The organism is Nocardiopsis metallicus, assembly GCF_014201115.1.
Classification (GTDB): domain Bacteria; phylum Actinomycetota; class Actinomycetes; order Streptosporangiales; family Streptosporangiaceae; genus Nocardiopsis; species Nocardiopsis metallicus.
Genome location: NZ_JACHDO010000001.1, coordinates 7,681,101 through 7,697,161 on the forward strand (window position 1 = coordinate 7,681,101; position 16,061 = coordinate 7,697,161).

Consider the following 16,061-nt stretch of genomic DNA (forward strand, 5'->3'; position numbering starts at 1 on the left):
AGGGGTCCGGGTTCTTCGGAAACGGGCACGCGTGTGAGCCCCACGGCCGCGGGGGAGTGGGGTTCGTCGGTGCTTCTAGACCCGCTGGACGCAGAGAAGGGTGAGCAGCCGGTACCCGTGCGGCGAAGCGGGGTCCCGGCGCGATCGCCGCGAGGAAGGACCGGCTCGGGGCACCAAGGGGACACAGAGAACCAGGACGGACCCGAACGCGAGCATCGGCTGCGCGGTCAGGAGCCCCTGCTCGTCCGGAGTGGGACAGGTGTGCGGAAAACCAGGCTCATCCGGGGAGTCCGGAGCCACCGCCCGCTCCACGGCGACCCCCGCGCCCCCGAACCCGTCACCCGCGGAGGCGGCCCCGGGATAACACAGGGCGCAGAGGAAACACAGCACGACAACAGCGATCAACGGCACTACCAGGGTGCCCCACCGCTGTCTGCTGCTGTACCCGTCCATCAGGGGAACTGTAGCGCCGCCCGAACAGCTCTCAGGTCCGGGGTAAGCCAGCCGCCCCGCCCCACGCGAACACGGGTGCGGGCACAGCGCGGGAACGCCGCGACCGCCCTGGCCCCGCCACCTGCCCGAACAGTGGGGTACGCGGCGGCGCGCGTGGTCCAGGGGCACAACGAAGCGGGGTGGGTGGCCCACCCCGCCCGCTCCTCGGCACTCTTCACCGGGGTCCTTCAGCGGAGGCGGCGGTTGAGCGCCTCCGCCACGTGCACGTCGGCCACGGTCACCTTCATGTCGCCCGAACCCGTGGGCGCCACGGTCACGGAACGTACGTACGCTCCGTGACTCCAGCGGCGCGCCGTCTGGTCCGGGACGGCCTTCGCACCCACCTTCGCCAGCGCACCGGCCGGGCCAGCCTTCAGCCTGAGCTGCCAGGACGCCCTCAGCACGGACACCCCGCGGTAGTCGTTGTGCGCGAGCAGCGGCAGAGTTCCCACCAGCCGCCCCTCCTCGCGGCCGGGGCGGTGTGGCAGCGCCTCCAGCGGATACCGCTGCCCCGCGTTGGTGCCCCGAACGACCTCCAACGCGAAGGCCGTGCCCTCCGGGGCCGGGCTGCCCAGGGCCACCTCGAAGAGCAGCCGGTCACCGCGGCGCCCCACCGGCCGCACCCGGACCCGATCCACCGGCATAGTCGGGGCCAGCGGTGCGGTCAGCAGCCCCAACCGGTCGTTGACCGTGTAGTACGGGCGCACCTTGCAGCCGATGCCCCGGACGGGCCGCACCTGCTGGGACGCGTACTCGATGATCCGCTTGTAACCGACCACCCCCGACAGGTGCCTGCCCACCGTGCACTCGGTGCCGTCGGAGAGGATGAGGAGCATCTGCCACTTCTCGGAGTCGCCCTCCCGCCCGCGCACCACCACTTCGGGGTCGATGACCGCGGTGAACTCACCGCTGGCCGTGACCGCCGACGGGAACTCCCGGCGAGTCTGCGCAGCGGTGCGCAGCCGCACCACCAGCCGGGCACGGGCATCGGGGCGCTGCCGTCCGAGCACTCGGCCCTGCACGGTGATCAGACCGTCCGCGATCTCCACGTGCTCGATCTCCGCGTGGTGCGCCGAGCGCCGCACGTGCAGCACCAGACGGCCCTTCGTGGAACGCGCGGGCACCACCAGGGAGAGCTCTTCGGTGTCTGCGGCCGGCATCGGGAACCCGTGCTGGTGGATCTCCACGTCCCGGACCGGGGCCTCCACGCCCCCGTCCACCCGAAAGACCTGCCACTCGCCGGTGACCAGTCCTTTCAGCGGAGCGGCCACGGTGGTGGACCCGCCCGGGCCGGACCCGCCCGCTCCAGGTCCGTTCACGGCCTGATCGTGCACGCCCGACCCGACCGCCTCGGCCCCGCCCCCGACCTCGGTGGCCCTGCGGGAGGCATCCACCACCACACGCCCGTCGGCCTCCGGGAGCAGCTCGATCCTTCTCCCCGACTTGGCCAGCACCACCCGTTCCGGGATCCGCCCGGCGTCCGACCCGGCGACCCCTTCCACCAGTCCGAACCACAGCACCGCCGCCCCGTCCGGGCCCGCCTCCACCCGGCAGGAGGCGGGTGGTTCGGGGCGCGGAGCGGGCAGGTGCGGTGTGGGCGGTGACGGCGCCCCCGCCCCCGCGAGCTCCGCGAACAGCTCCTCGTGCATGCGCACCACGTTGGCCGGATCGAAGCGTTCGGAGTCGGTGAGCGCCGCCGCCGACATCCGGCGCCGCAGCTGGTCGTCGCCCATCAGCTGGGCCAAGCCCTCGGCGATCCCTGGTGCGGACTTGTTCGGGACCAGCAGCCCGTCCTCCCGGTCCCGGATGATCGACGCGGGCCCGTGCGGGCAGTCGGTGCTCACCACCGGCAGCCCGGACCGCATGGCCTCCACGATGGTCATCCCGAACGGTTCCTCGCTGGACGTCACCGCCGCGAATGCCCCCTGCGCCCATGCCTCCTCGACCCTCGGGTGCGGCCCCATCAGCCACACCCTGTCCTGGAGCCCCAGTGAACCCACCAGCCTGCCTAGCGCCCCGCGACGGCTGCCCCGACCGTAGATCCGCAGCGTCCAGTCCGGGAACTCGTCGCTGACCATGGAGAACGCCTGCACCAGCAGGTCGTGCCGTTTGCTGGGGGCAAGGCGACCGGCCGAAACGATCGTGCGCGAGTTCTGGCCGTTCACGGTGAAGGGCGGCGCGGGCACCGAGTTGGGGATGGACAGCAACCTGACCCCCGGCATCGGCATCCGCTCCGCGTAGGTGCGCGCGTCGGCCTCGGTGACGGTGACGAAGGCGTCGAGGTTCGGGTACTCGGCGGCCATGACCTGCCGCAGTTCCCTGGAGTGCTGTTCGTAGGTGAGGTGCTCCTGGCCGACCTTGACGACCCGGCGGGGCGCGGCACGGGCGATCACCACGTTGAGCCCCGGGCGGGTGCCCACCACCACGTCGGCGTCGGTGGTGGCGAGGTACTCCTCCAGGCGGTCGTCGGTGAGGCGGCTGTGGGTGCTGCTGCGGCCGTCCTCGACGGGGAAGAGCAGCGGCGGAAGCCCGGCCCGTTCCGACCCTTCGTACAGTGGTCGCCCGTCGACCCCGGTCGCCTGTTCGCCCTGCTGACGGATGTCGACCAGCGGCCGCAGGCTGACCTGTGCGGGAACGGGAAGGACGGGTTCGGCGCGGTGCCGGAACACCGAGACGATCTCCACCTCGTGCCGGGCGGACAGCGCCGCCGCCTGGTTGGCGACGGTGCGCACGGTTCCGCCGATGCCGTACATGTCGTTGATCAGATAGGCGATCTTCACTGATGTGCCCCCATGTCCTCGACGCCGCCCCGTGCCCGAGTGCACGGGGCACGGGGCACAGGGCGGTGCCGGCCCCTGTCGCCCCACACCGAGCCGATCCCCGAGCGGAGGCGGTGTGGGGATTGAGCGATCAGGTTATGGGCGATATGCGGCCAAAGATCCGAATCTGTCCGGGAGTGTCCAAAGGTTTGCCGCGCCCTGTTGGTGTTTTGCGGCGAGTTCAAGAAAACGCGAAGCCGGGGCGGGAAAAGGGCGGGAAGCAGGACGACGGAGGCGCTGCCCTGGCCGAGGGGAGGGCGCCTGGGCCCGCGGGGCCCGTGTGGGGCCTGCGGGGCGGAGTCAGCCGGCGGGCAGGGAACGTCGTCGGTCCGCGGACGGAGAGCGTCCTCCCCCGAACTCTCGGGGAGTCCGGTCTGAGCTGACCGGGAGAGTTCGGAGGAGGACTTGGGAGGAGGGCGGCCCGGCCACACGCGGTAGGACGGTCAGACCGCGTGCACCGACCTGAGCCCAGGGTTCCGGGCTCGGGGCCGCCCTCAGGTCATGGTGGGTGCGATCAGCGCTTTTCGAACCACGGGTCCCGTCCGTTCCCGGGCCCAGGGGCCCACCTGCTTCCGGCCCATGGTCTCCACCCCTCGCTTCCCAGTCGGGCCACCAGCCCAGAACAGGTGCCCGCACCCGCCTCCGGCGCTGTGCCACGCACCCGCACGACGGCGGCCCCGGAAACGGGGTGTTCGGTCTCGTTGTCCATGGGGACAGGGCCCCCGGAGTGGAGGGGCCCGCTCCCCCGTCCCTCGGCAAGTGGAGCCGGGAGCGAGGACGGGGGAGCGGTGGAGGGAGACGACGCAGTCAGGTGGAAGGCGGGTGCTCGGAGACCCTCCAGGCCCGAGCACCTCCCACCCGACCTACCGAAACGGGGCCCGCCCCCCGGTTCGCTGCCGTCTCCTGGCTTGTGGTCATACGGCTTGTGGTCGTACGGTTCGTCGTGTGTCAGAGCCTGCGCGGCGGCCCGGGCCGCCCGCGGTGCGTTGGTGCGTAGAGGTTCCAAAACGTGTTCCTGACGAGGTGGAGGACTCGTACTTCGGCCCGCTGGCGGGTTCTGTACTCCCAACAAGTGGAATCTTGTTTCTGTTGAACAACTAGCGGTGGTTGTCCCACCGAAAACGTCTCGCGGGGAGCAACGCGACGTTGGTCGTGATGGACACTCTGCCGGAGTTTCTGGAAAAAATCGTGGGTTGAGACGGAGTTCCCATGGCCGAATCTGGCCACCCTGAGGGAAGCCCAGGTCGCAGAGGGTGAGGGGTTTTCGGCGGTCGGAGCACGTCTCTGGAGAGGTAGCTGCCACGGGCACCCGGAGGGGGCACGAGGTCCCGGAGGCCCGACAGGGACGGGCCTTCAGAACCTCAGCGGGTCTCCCCGGCCGTCTTCCCACTCCGGTGGGAGGTGGACGACTCCCGGGGTGCCGCGTGAGACCGCCTCCGTCAGCCCTACCGGAACCACTCCTCTGGCGGGGTTATCGGTGGTGTCGCCGAAGTCCACCAGTCCACCGGTGAACCGCGTCCCGGGGAAGCTCACGACTCCACTGGCGAAGTCCGCTCCGAAGAAATGCACGTTCGCACCGTCGAACTCGGTTCTTCTGAACTCCACCTGCCCACCGTGGAACCGGGCTTCGCTGAAGTAGACGACTCCACCGGTGAAGCGCGTGTCGATAAAGCTCACGTGTGCGTCGGTGAACCGGGTTTCGATCAAGTTGACGTGCCCGCCGGCGAAGGTCGCCCCTCTGAAGTTCACTCGCCCGCCGGTGAACCGGGCCCCGGCGAAGTTGCCACCGTCGAAGACCGCCTGACTGAAGTCGTAGTTCTTGCCCCGCCATCGGGTTTCTTCACGTAGGTGGCTGCCGATGATCCGCAGGATGGTGTGCCGGACCTCGCGGGTGGGCTCGAACTCCTGTTTGAGTTCGTGGTAGCGGGTCCAGGACGCCGGTGACTCGCCCTCTCCTGGTTTCTCGGGGGCCGGTGCGTAGGGCATGCGGATGTAGGCGCACAGCACGTCGATGACGGTCTGCACCAGGTCCTCGCGGTCCTTGGGAGCGTCGTCTGCGAGGTTGGCTAGGGCGTGGACAGCCCCCAGCCGGACGGCCTGGTTCTCGTTGCCGAGCTCGGTGTAGGCGTTGGTGAATCGCTCGTCGAACAGCTTGAGCTCTCCGCGCCGGGATTCGGCCTCGGTAGTGAGCTGGCGGCGGTAGTTGATGACCAGCAGCGCGGTGGCGCCGAGCCCGGCGACGATGGCGAAGGCCCGGATGGAGATCGCGTTCAGGTGCCCCACCGTGAACTCGTCCGGGGTGGCCGGGACCCTGGCGCCCATGGCCCACCAGGCCAGCGCGATGATCAGCACGACAGCAACGCTCACCGCCCCGATCACCAGTGCGATGAGGACCGGCAGCGGCAGGGGCTTCTTCGGGGCTGCTCGATCGGCGTCCCGTGGGGCGCGCAGAGCCCTCAGCTGGAAGAGCGCAACGGTCGTCCCGACCAGACCGACCACGGACCAGGCCACCAGCCCGAACCGGGGGAGTGCGGACACCCAGGCGAAAACCGGCAGCAGGAGGCGAATCCCCGCGATCAACAGGGCCGGCGCGCTCAGCGCCAGGACCACCAGCCAGATGCCACGGGCCGGAGACAGCCAGGCCCGGAAACGGGCCAGGTGCGGCTCGACCTGGACCTTCAGCCGGCGCAAGGCGTTCGATACCCGGGCACGCACGAACACGCACCTGCCCGGGCGGTCGCCGGCGGGTGCGCTGGAGGAGGCCTCTGGGCCGGTGACGGCGTTGGCGCCGGGCTCGGGGGAAGGGGGGTCCATGAGGGGCAGACTAACCGAGAGGCCTGGGGCCGATGGTTTCCCGGGACCGGGACCGGCCACTTTCCGTCCGGCAACGGCGCACGTCGGTAATCTGTGCCTGATCAACGCTCCGGGGAGAACCGACGGATCCGAGAGAACGTGGGGCCCCATTCCTTCGCAAGGCACTGCACTCACCCTGACCGTGCTTTTCACCGTGCTTCTGGTGGGCTGTTCCGGGGGCAGGGAAGCGGTCGCGCCTTCTCCTGAGCCCACGGCGGCGGCTGAGCCGAGTGACTTCGAGGAGCTCTCCGGCGCTGAGATCCCGAGTCCGCCGAGTCTGTCGAGGTGTTCTCCGTCGGTGGCTCCGGTTCACTTCGGAAGTATGTCGCCACCTTCAGCCTGCCGGATGAAGAGGCCGCCGCGGATTTCTGTAGGAGCGGGAGGATCGGAAACAACTTTCCCGTGTCCGGGGGTGAACTGCCAGAAGGTCAGCAGGAGCGGCACTTCATCGGGGAGACGGAACTGGTCGAACCCCGCAGGTGCACATCGGTGAAGCAGGGTGAAAGAGTCGATCGCAGCGTGGTGTTCAGCTTCCCCGAAGGTGAGCGGGTCTCGGTGTAGGCCGTGACACAAGAGGTCGGAAGGTAGGAATGCCAGTCAACTTCTGTTCTTTCGATGGGCGACACGGTCGGTGCCTGGTGGATTTTCCATATAGATCAAGAGCCCCGCAGGTAGGGCGAGTGTGCCCATCATTCCAATAGCACAACAACGTCCCTCACGCGCTTGTAGCGTGTCACTCACGACCTATATCAACACGTCAACGCCGCGTGTGGGCGAATGGCCAGTTTCGGCCACCGACCGACGATGCTCAGGGTAGGGGTCTGACTACTAGCCTGCGATCCGCCCCCTTAAGCCCCCTTGCGAGCGGATCTCTCGATGTTGCGCCGTCTTCATGGCTCCGATCGCGGAGCATCCCTGGTGGAATACGCCGCTGTCATACTCGTGGTCGCTGTGATCGCAGCGGCCGTGATCGCCTTCGGTATCCCCCGTCAGATCCAGCAGGGAATCTCCAGTGCGATCGAATGCGCTCTGACGCCGGAGGGCGACTGCGCTCCTGAAGGTGCGGGGGACCAGCCTGGTGGCGACCTGGCAACCCAACCGGAGGGCGGCCAGGGCTCTGGTTCTGGCGCAGACTCTGACACCACCGATCCATCCGAGCCTGGTGAGGCCAACCCGGGCGAAACAGACCTCGATTGGGGCACGGAGGGGGTCCCCCTCGTGTTGGGCGGCACCGAGGGTTTCGAAGCGCACCCGCTCCTCTACCAGCCCGAGTCCGGCAACGGGGCGACACCCACACACGATTCCTTCACAGCGACCATGGAGCGGGTCCGTGACGACAGTGGAAGCCGTGGGGACGACGACGGCTACGAGACGGAGTTTTCCGACGACGGAACGGCTGGAAGCGACCCGAACGAAGGCTTCGATGAGCTCGGTCTGGGGTCCCCGGTCGAGGGAGACTCACTCGACGAGGATGTACACCCGCCGGAGTGGACAGGGCCCAAGCCTCACAATGAATACGGGTCGAAGGAAGCCACGAAGGAGCATGAGAAGACGCTGAAAACCTGGAAGCGCAGAGCATGGGTGGCGAATATGATCGGACTGGGTAACGCTTCCCAGAACATGGCTCACTACCTCGAGAACAGTGGTGAACCTCTGGAGCAGGATGTCAACGACATGCTGAAATCAGTCGACAGGTTCAACTCTGATGTAGAGCAGGAACAGACGGACCTCATTATGGAAGCGATCCGCCAGGCGAAGGCGGAGGGTGGAAACGGTCCCTTCACGTTTCCGATCAGAACCCCCTGGGCGCAGCACCATGGAAACCAAGATGAAGACGGAAACGACTGGTACTTCGCTTCGGGAAGCTGGCAGTACAGTCAGACCGGGGATATCGTCGTTACCCGCGAGCCCGACGGAAGCTGGACCTACGACATGGAAGTCCAGGTCCACATGAGAGACCAGTACGACTGGCATGGCGCTGACGACTCCAACCTGAAAGTCGACATCCCCTTTATCGGTCAGGTGGACGACGAGGAGTTGGCAGAGCTGGCACGAGCGGGCTTGGCCCAGGAGTTCACCATGCACGGGACCTCTGACCCGGTCTCTCGCGGCGGGAGCTCTGCCTCGGACGAGGAGTTGGATGAAGAATTTGCAAGCGGCCCGGGGACCAGGTGAGCGCCGATGACACAACGAGGAACCACTCTTGCCCTGACTGCCGTTCTCACCGTGCTCCTGGCGGGCTGTTTCGGGAACGAAGAGGAGCCGGAGCCTACTGCTGAGCCCACGGCGGCGGCTGAGCCAAGTGACTTCGAGGAGCTCTCCGGTGCTGAGATCCCCGAGTCCGCCGAGTCGGTCGAGGTGTTCTCCGTTGGTGACTCCGGTTCGCTTCGGAAGTACGTCGCCACCTTCACTCTGTCTGATGAAGAGGAAGCCAAGGCGTTCTGCGAGAGTGGGAAGATCGGCTATTACCGTGTGTTGTCCGCTGGCGACGTGGTGGAAGAGGAGCGCGAGCGGCACTTCATCGGGGAAACCGAACTCGTCGATCCTGTGAGATGTACGTCGGTGAAGCAGGGTGAGAACGTCGATCGCAGTGTGGTGTTCAGCTACCCCGAAGGGGAGCGGGTCTCGGTATGGGCCTTGACACAAGAGGTCGGATGGTAGACGTGATTGCTCCCTCTGCCCGTGATTTGGTCTCGAAGCCCGCTCGGGTTCCCTCTCCCCGCATCAGCGTCGCCGTCCTCCTCCTGATCGCGCTGACCGCGTGCTCCCCTGACGACCCAGACTCCTCAGAGGGCACTGCCTCCTCTGCCAACACGGACCCCGCTGAAACCACGGCCACCTTCCCCGAGATCTCCGGGGAGTTCGGGCAGACCCCGACAGTGGAGTTCTCCGGTAGCCCCGACGCGGACAGCGTGGAAACCCTCATCGTCACCGGCGGAACCGAGGGCGCGGTCACCCCGCACGACCTGGTGGCGTCGCACCAGGTGTTCTACGAGTGGGGCGCGGACGGGTCCGTGCGCGAGGCCTACTCCAGTTACGACGGTGCTCCCCTGCTCCTCTCCATGACTGTCCTGGCCGAGATCGCTCCCGAGGCGGCCGAAGCTTTCGAGGGCCAGGGGGTCGGTACACGCCTGGCCATGGTCTTCCCGCCGTACGAGTCCTCGATCGTCCCGGACTCCGAAAGCGTGGAGGACGGAGCCTCGACCCTGTTCGTCTACGACATCGTGGACCGTTACCCGGCCGGACTGACAGTGGACCAGGAGGAAGGCGACGCCATCTACGACGGTCGTGGTGAACTGCCGGATGTCCGTGTGCCGCAGGGGGAACAGCCTCAGGTCACCGTGCCGGACACCGATCCGCCCGAGGAACTGGTCGCGACCACCCTGATCGAGGGGGACGGTGAACCCGCCACGGCTGGCTCCACCCTGATCACCCAGTTTCACGGACAGACCTGGGACGACGAGACGGAGTTCGACTCCACATGGGCGTACGGGGCGGTTCCCAAGGACTTCCAGCTGGACCCGTCCTCGCTGATCCTCGGCTGGCTCGAAGGGCTGGAGGGCGTACGGTCGGGCAGCCGCGTCATGCTGACCGTCCCGCCGGAGTGGGGCTACGGCTCGACGGGGAACGTAGCGGTGGACCTGGGCCCTGATGAGACGCTGGTGTACGTGATCGACGTCCTTGACGTTATCCCGCCGCTCTGATCCCCGATCGATGGCTGACGGGCGTTCTGTGGACGGTTCGGTGACCGGGGACGACTAGTAGGTCTTGGTGCTCTGCCAGTAGCGCCATGCCGAGCAGGGGGTGCCGTAGGACTCCTGGATGTAGTTCAGGCCCCAGTTGATCTGTGCTGTGGCGCTGCCTTGGAAGCCGTCGGGCATCGAGCCGTGCAGGGCTGGGTTGAAGCCGACGATCCCGCGTGCGCCCGTTGTCGGGTCCACCAGATTGGGATCCCAGGAGGACATCTGACTCCACAGACTGTCCAGACAGGTCCATTCCTGGTCGGTCCAGTTGTACGGATCCGCGGCGGCCGCCTGCATCCCGAGGTTCTTGTTATCGCTGAGGTTGGAGTTGCCCGTACCCCACTCGAACTCCTCGGGCTCGTCCGGGCGCTCCTCGTCCACCCACGTTTGCTCACCGCAGCCGGGGCCGTTGACCAGACAGACCATCTGCCGGACGCCCTCGTTGAAGGTGGAGCTCACCCCTGAGGTGTACACGGCCGCAATGATCAGCCCGGCGAGGATGATCACCCCGGCGGTCTCCACGAACGCCGCTCCACGGTCCTGCTCGCCTGCACGCGCTGGACGGAACCCGCGCAGCGCGCTGTCCCGCCATGTCGTGACCCGTGGCGGTCGGTCGCGCTCATCCGTACGGCTGGGGGGCCGGTCGGACGAGGTTCGCCGAGCGTCTCCGAGCTCGGGAGCGTGGGGGGTGGACAACTCCGCCTCCAGAGGTGCCAGGAGTGTGGGGGAGCGGGACGTGCTCAAAGGTCAGGAGATGGGGATGTCCTCGATCGGCTCGAAACCCGGGATCTCCAGATCGATGGTGTCGACGTTGTCTGGGATGGAGAACATCGACCAGTAGGCGACCTTCTGTCCTGGATCGATCGCCTTTTTGAAATCAACCGAAGTGACGCCAGAGCAAAAACAATCCCCGTTGGCGTCCATAAGCGGATGAAAGCGTGTGCCCTCACTGGGAGAATGTGCGGTGACCCCCGAATAGTGGAGTGCATTGCCGTACATATAAGTGGTTCCTGAGGGCCAGTTGAAGATGATTCTGCTCTCCCTGTTGTTCTCTAGGCTCCAGGTTACAGAGACGAGCGAGGAATCGCCTCGTTCGGCTGCGTGAGCTTCGACCGAGAGATTTTCACTATTAGAATGGTTCGACTCAGCGGAGCCAAGGGAGCTCAGTTCATCCGTTTTCGGAAGGGGTAGAGCTGAAGCGCTCGAGGCTGTGGCAAAAGGCAGGGTTGCTCCGAGTAGGGTGATGGCGAATGCTCGAAATTTGATCATGTAATGCAGCCCCTACTTCTCGAACGTAACAGTGACTCGACGGTTGCGCTCGCGGCCTTCTTCGGTGTCATTGCTGGCGATCGGATCGGCTGATCCATGGCCCTCAGACTCGAAAGATATGTCATCTCGAGTGATGAGATTGGCCAATACAGATTCTACGCTATCGGTGCGCTCCTTGGAGAGTGGGATGTTGATGGAATCATTTCCAGTGTTGTCCGCGTACCCATCAATGAAGATCGTTGAAGCGCTCGCATCATCGATTTCTTGAGCCACTTGCTCCAGGATCTCTTGGGCATGGCTATTGAGATCGGAACTATTGGTCTCGAAGAGAACATCCGAGGAAAGGATGATGCTGACTTGTTCCCCTGCCTCAGTGCGGCCAGTCTGGTTTTCGGTGTCGTCGGAGATGCCTATAAAATCAATAATCTCGGGTTCAGTGAGGTCGACGTTTTCAATGGATTCGGATGAATCGCTGATGGGGATATCCATCATGGGTGCTGTCAGTGGGGTGACGACTGTCATTGTGTCCAGATTCTCCGGGGGTGCGGGGTAGATCACCCATAGAGTTTCACTTGAACCGCTTGCGAGAGGGCCATCGAGTGCGTTGCAAAAGCAGGATCCATCCCTGAGTTTGTAGCTCAGGTATCGCTGCTGCTTCACGCCATCGACAAGGGTGACTTCGCTCGCGGTAAGAGGGGCACCAATTCTCGCGAGGCCGTAGCGGAGGTTGAATGTTGAATCCGAGTTATTGGTGACTCCGATGCTGAGCCGGAGAAAATCTTTATCGACTCTCTCCAGTGCATGGATGTCAATTTTCAGATCCGAACCGATATCAGTGGAAGTCGATGCCGAGCTGGCGAGAACCTTCTCATGGTCCCCTTCCGGGTGCTGTGTGGCGGCCTCCGGTGGTTCGGAGTCGGGAATTGCCTCACCTGGGTCCTCAGGGGTTTCTTCGGGGCCGACAACGCAGCCAGAGGAAAGAAGTAGCACAACTAGGGCTGAGGTTGTCCAGGGTGCTACTCTTCTTGGAAGGGGTTTATTTGGGGTCAAGATCTTCCTGTTCCTCTGACTGCCTTGGTTGTTATGCTTATTTATTCGGCGTCCGGTGCTATCCTTATATGTTTTTCGGATTTATTCCTGAGGGCCTCTAGTTAGATTGCCACCAGGGTCCGTCCCCGTCCCCGTCCCCGTCCCCGTCCCCGTCCCCGCCACCGCCACCGCTGCCCTTTGGGTCCATAGCATTGGTAACCGCTGTGTCGATGGCCTGGGCGATGTTCCCAGCGATTCCGGTACCCACAAGAGCAGCGCCAATGAGCCCGACGAAGACGATTAGGGCGCCGTACTCGACGAACCCGGCTCCCTTGTCCCTCTCTCGAGATTTCTTCGAGATGATCAGGCGGCTCATCTTCGCCCAGATTTTCTGTGTGAATTTCATAAGGTCAACTCCTTGTTGGGGGAGGGATATATGTGTTCGCTTCAATACGTTGCACGCGCTGCCAGGTCTGATGCTTGGGCACCCGTGGTCAGGGGATGAGGTGGTCTGTGGACTATGAAACTCCACTATTGGAGACAATGATGCATGGGGCCCTTGATCTGGCCGGTTGTGGCCATGAGTCTTGGGTAGCCTGATCCCCTGCTTAAGCCAGTGCATTCGCTGTGCTCGAGCGTATGCCCAGGTGAAAGCCGGTTTGCGTAGTGGCGCGCGTACACGATTCAGCCGTCCGGGGGAACGATCGGTGTTCGACAGGTCACCATGATTGCATGTGGCCTCGATGAACGCCATGGGTGGGTGTAAACGCCCAGGTGACTGGGGGACTGTCGTGCTCATGGTGTTGAATTGTTTGGCTCGCGTACGAGTCTGTCCACCACTTCGAACATCGAGTCCTACCGTACCTCCCGAGCCGGATCCTTGGATTCGTGTGCGGAAAGAGCGCGCCGACCAGGGGTTTTCGTGCGCTAGTAGGCACAACTTCATTCCCCGGTCTTCCCGTCCTCTCTTCCTGTTCCCGAACATGCGTCGCTCGCTGGCAGGGGCAGCGGGGCCCTTGCCCTAACCGTGGTCCCCCGTCTCAGCCACTTCCCCCCACCCACTCCTCCCGGACTGCCCCCGCGGGCGATCTGACAGAAAGGTCCGAACTTGGACGCCGTGTTGCTCATTCCCCTCCTGGGGGCTCTGCTCGGGCTGGCCGTCGGCGCGCTCCCGCTGTTCAAGGTGGCCAAGGCGGGCAAGGCGCTCAGCGTGGCGCTCTCCGCCGTTCCTTCCCCTCAGCGTCAGCCGGAGCCGGAGGACCTCACCCCGCCTGAGCTCGCCTACCTGGTGGGCGGTACGACGAGGGTCGGTGAGGTCGCGCTCATGGATCTGTTCCTGTCGGGTCGTATCCGACGCCAGGCGCGCGGCGGGTTCTTCACCCTGGTCGGCCCCTCCAACGCCTACGTCACCGAAAAGGACCAGGTTCGCCGGGATCTGGTCAAGGCGTTCAAGGACCGGACCGGCCTGACCGCGCGCGGGATGATCCAGACCGCCACGTTCAGCAGGGGGATCGACCGGGTCCGGGAGAAGCTCGCGGGACGCCGGCTGATCGCGCACTTCGGTGAGCTCGTCAAGGTGCTGGCCGACTTCCACGACGGCGGCTGGTACGCACAGAAACTCTCTTACGCGGGCTGGGGCCTGACCGTGGCGGGCGTGGTACTCATGAACGCCCAGGAGGTGAACGAGTGGATGATCGCGCTCACCGTGCTCGGTGGCGTACTCGCGGCGGTGAGCGGTCTCGCCCTGGGGCTGTACCTGGCGCGGGGCGGCCGGAAGACCTCCACCAGCACCATCGCCGGGCGGGAACTGGCCCGGGAGGCGGAGAGCACGTACGCGATCAGCGGCGCCGAGGGGCGGGCGATGGTTCGTGAGGTGGCCCTGAACTACACGGCCGTGGTCGGACTCGGCCGGATGGGCAAGGCCGCCGAGCCGAGACAGCGCGAGCGCGTCGGCGACAGCGATGCCGCCGTGCGGGTGGTGACTCACACGGGTTCAGCTCAGGTGGTCGAGGAAAGCCCCCACCGAGTGGGGGAGGAGACCCCGCAACCGCGGGAGGGCTTCGAGCTCGACTGGAACAGCCTGTGCCAGATCGCCGACCTCTGCGCAGTGGGCGGGGACAGCGGAGGTTTGGGTGGGAGCGGTTCCTCAAGCGGCGATTCCAGTGGCGGCGGAGATAGCGGTGCCTGACCTTCTCTTTGTGAGCTATTGATTCCTATCCTCTAGTACTCCAGTTGGACTTCCGTTTTGTCATGATTCCTGCGCTGCCTGTCTCCGGTAGTGACACATCCGGGCCTGTTCCTGGTGAGCGCGTCTGAACACCGACCAGGCCAGCACGTGTTCCGAGCCGGAGCCAGAGGCGAGCAGAGCGTTCAGCAGGCGGGCGATCTCGTTGCAGGCCAGGGCCACCAACCCGTCACGGCCCCGATGGTGTCGGGCCTCCCGGACCCGGACAGCGACCAGGAACGCGTAGGCGACCATCGCCAGCAAGCTCCACCGGTGCCAGGAGGTCCACGTCCTCACCTGGTGCTCGTCCAGACCGGCCAAACCCTTGCCCTGGGCGAAGGATTCCTCCACCCGCCACCGGCGCCCGGCCACCGCCACCAGGCGGGCCAGCGGTACCGGAGCAGGGGCATAGCACCGGTAGAACGCCAGCTCACCGGTGGAGCGGCCGCAGCGCATCAGCACCCACCACACTCCGGCCTCATCCGCCCGGTCGTCGATGAGCGCCCAGTCGTAGTAGCGCTCGCCCTTGGCACCCGGCCCGGCGGAGAGCTTGTGCCATGCCTCATCGGGGAGCAGCACGGCCAGTTCCTTCATCGCGACTGGCCCGCGCGGGGTGGGCAGGCGGTCGGTGGCGGCGATGGCCATCACGTACCCCGTGCGGTGTTCTTCCAGGTAGGCGCGCAGGTGCGGGTTGCGGCCATAGGCCTCATCGCCAGCCACCCAGGCGCTCCGGGCGTGTTCCAGGGCGGTGTGGATCATCTGCTGGGCCAGTTCGGTTTTGGTGGCGAACTTCCTCTGGTCGGGTACCCCGGCCGCGGCGAGCCGGGCGGGGTCCTGGGTCCAGGCTCGGGCCAGGTACAGGCGGTGGTCGATCAACGCGTGCCCGGTCGGGGTGGTGTAGGCGAGGTAGACCGCGACCTGGCAGTTCTCGATCCTTCCAGCGGTGCCCGGGTACTGGCGGGCCACGCCGACGGTGCTCGTTCCCTTCTTCACGTCGCCGGTCTCGTCCACGACCAGGACCACGTCGTTGGTGCCCAGATGACGAACGATGTAGCTGCGCAGGGCGGTGGCCAGTGCTCGTTCGTCCAGTCGGGCCCGCAGGAGCAGGTGCTGCATCCGGTGGGGAGCGGGGTGGCCGGCGTGCTCGGCCAGGGTCCAGCAGTTCTTGCGGGTCAGTGGTGTGAGCAGGGCAGCGATCAGGTCGTGCGCGGTGCTGCGGGTCTCTGGCCGGGCCAGGTGGGGGTCGATGACAGAAGCGGTGAGTTCGTTCAGCAGGTGCGGCCAGTGCTGGGCCGCTAGGCTGGTGGCTGCGGCCGCCGCCTGCTTTTTCGTTGTCTTCACAACCATCGATGATCGGGCGGTGGCCGTTCGTGTGCGGGGGAAACGGCCAGATCAGCGGGGCGGAACGGTGCCGAACCACCACGAACCCAACCATGGTTACTCAAACCGGAAGTCCAACTGGAGTACTAGTCTCTATCGCGGGTTGGTGCTGCCCTTGACTGCTCAGAACGCTGTCTGAGTGTTCAGGCAGTGCCATTGCACTCAGCCGAAGAGAACGGACATGTGGTCTTGCGCCGAGCACAGGGATAAGCGTGTTGTCAACAATCCATGCCTCCAGCCCTTGCCGCGCAC

At 65.7% G+C, this 16,061-nt stretch carries 13 protein-coding genes; 5 read left to right on the forward strand and 8 right to left on the reverse strand.

The annotated features are described in order from the left end of the window. Positions 1 to 75: 75 nt before the first annotated feature. The 3 genes from HNR07_RS33745 to HNR07_RS33755 all read right to left on the reverse strand — a co-directional run bounded on the left by HNR07_RS33745 (position 76) and on the right by HNR07_RS33755 (position 6,125). On the reverse strand, positions 76 to 453 hold the full coding sequence (locus HNR07_RS33745; RefSeq protein WP_184370999.1) for a hypothetical protein: 378 nt from the start codon (positions 451 to 453) through the stop codon (positions 76 to 78). Between the two features lie 227 nt (positions 454 to 680). Then, entirely contained in the window at positions 681 to 3,272 is a 2,592-nt protein-coding gene (locus tag HNR07_RS33750; RefSeq protein WP_184371001.1) for a glycosyltransferase family 4 protein, read from the reverse strand. 1,392 nt (positions 3,273 to 4,664) lie between these two features. Further along, positions 4,665 to 6,125, reverse strand: a complete 1,461-nt coding sequence (locus HNR07_RS33755) for a pentapeptide repeat-containing protein (protein WP_184371004.1) — start codon at positions 6,123 to 6,125, stop codon at positions 4,665 to 4,667. Positions 6,126 to 6,449: 324 nt separating this feature from the next. Between HNR07_RS33755 and HNR07_RS33760 the strand changes: the two genes are divergently transcribed. The 4 genes from HNR07_RS33760 (at position 6,450) to HNR07_RS33775 (ending at position 9,868) form a co-directional block, all read left to right on the forward strand. Next, positions 6,450 to 6,725 carry a hypothetical protein gene (locus tag HNR07_RS33760; protein WP_184371007.1) on the forward strand — a complete coding sequence of 92 codons (276 nt, stop codon included), beginning with the start codon at positions 6,450 to 6,452 and terminating at the stop codon, positions 6,723 to 6,725. A gap of 357 nt (positions 6,726 to 7,082) precedes the next feature. After that, entirely contained in the window at positions 7,083 to 8,339 is a 1,257-nt protein-coding gene (locus tag HNR07_RS33765) for a hypothetical protein (RefSeq protein ID WP_184371010.1), read from the forward strand. Positions 8,340 to 8,345: 6 nt separating this feature from the next. Continuing rightward, positions 8,346 to 8,825 (forward strand): hypothetical protein, encoded by a 480-nt coding sequence (locus tag HNR07_RS33770; RefSeq protein WP_184371012.1) that lies wholly within the window; start codon positions 8,346 to 8,348, stop codon positions 8,823 to 8,825. A 2-nt stretch (positions 8,826 to 8,827) separates the two neighbouring features. After that, complete coding sequence (locus HNR07_RS33775; protein ID WP_312894051.1) at positions 8,828 to 9,868, forward strand: FKBP-type peptidyl-prolyl cis-trans isomerase; 1,041 nt, start codon at positions 8,828 to 8,830, stop codon at positions 9,866 to 9,868. 54 nt (positions 9,869 to 9,922) lie between these two features. Here HNR07_RS33775 and HNR07_RS33780 read toward each other — a convergent pair whose 3' ends face one another. The 4 genes from HNR07_RS33780 to HNR07_RS33795 all read right to left on the reverse strand — a co-directional run bounded on the left by HNR07_RS33780 (position 9,923) and on the right by HNR07_RS33795 (position 12,611). Then, complete coding sequence (locus HNR07_RS33780) at positions 9,923 to 10,429, reverse strand: aggregation-promoting factor C-terminal-like domain-containing protein (protein WP_312894052.1); 507 nt, start codon at positions 10,427 to 10,429, stop codon at positions 9,923 to 9,925. A gap of 225 nt (positions 10,430 to 10,654) precedes the next feature. Further along, positions 10,655 to 11,176 (reverse strand): hypothetical protein, encoded by a 522-nt coding sequence (locus tag HNR07_RS34535; RefSeq protein ID WP_221319017.1) that lies wholly within the window; start codon positions 11,174 to 11,176, stop codon positions 10,655 to 10,657. A 12-nt stretch (positions 11,177 to 11,188) separates the two neighbouring features. Next, positions 11,189 to 12,166, reverse strand: coding sequence for an OmpA family protein (locus tag HNR07_RS33790; protein WP_312894053.1), 978 nt, complete (start codon positions 12,164 to 12,166; stop codon positions 11,189 to 11,191). 157 nt (positions 12,167 to 12,323) lie between these two features. After that, a complete protein-coding gene (locus HNR07_RS33795; RefSeq protein WP_184371019.1) occupies positions 12,324 to 12,611 on the reverse strand; it encodes a hypothetical protein in 288 nt (95 codons plus the stop codon). A gap of 711 nt (positions 12,612 to 13,322) precedes the next feature. On the opposite strand from HNR07_RS33795, the gene HNR07_RS33800 reads away from it, so the two are divergent. Beyond that, positions 13,323 to 14,393 (forward strand): TIGR04222 domain-containing membrane protein, encoded by a 1,071-nt coding sequence (locus HNR07_RS33800; RefSeq protein WP_312894085.1) that lies wholly within the window; start codon positions 13,323 to 13,325, stop codon positions 14,391 to 14,393. Between the two features lie 60 nt (positions 14,394 to 14,453). On the opposite strand, the gene HNR07_RS33805 is transcribed toward HNR07_RS33800, so the two are convergent. Next, on the reverse strand, positions 14,454 to 15,701 hold the full coding sequence (locus HNR07_RS33805; RefSeq protein ID WP_376769986.1) for an IS701 family transposase: 1,248 nt from the start codon (positions 15,699 to 15,701) through the stop codon (positions 14,454 to 14,456). Positions 15,702 to 16,061: the final 360 nt, after the last annotated feature.

Bases quoted from the DNA above. Each gene is read 5' to 3' on its own strand.
- HNR07_RS33745 (WP_184370999.1), bottom strand. From the start codon at position 453: ATGGACGGGTACAGCAGCAGACAGCGGTGGGGCACCCTGGTAGTGCCG.
- HNR07_RS33755 (WP_184371004.1), bottom strand. From the start codon at position 6,125: ATGGACCCCCCTTCCCCCGAGCCCGGCGCCAACGCCGTCACCGGCCCA.
- HNR07_RS33770 (WP_184371012.1), top strand. From the start codon at position 8,346: ATGACACAACGAGGAACCACTCTTGCCCTGACTGCCGTTCTCACCGTG.
- HNR07_RS34535 (WP_221319017.1), bottom strand. From the start codon at position 11,176: ATGATCAAATTTCGAGCATTCGCCATCACCCTACTCGGAGCAACCCTG.
- HNR07_RS33795 (WP_184371019.1), bottom strand. From the start codon at position 12,611: ATGAAATTCACACAGAAAATCTGGGCGAAGATGAGCCGCCTGATCATC.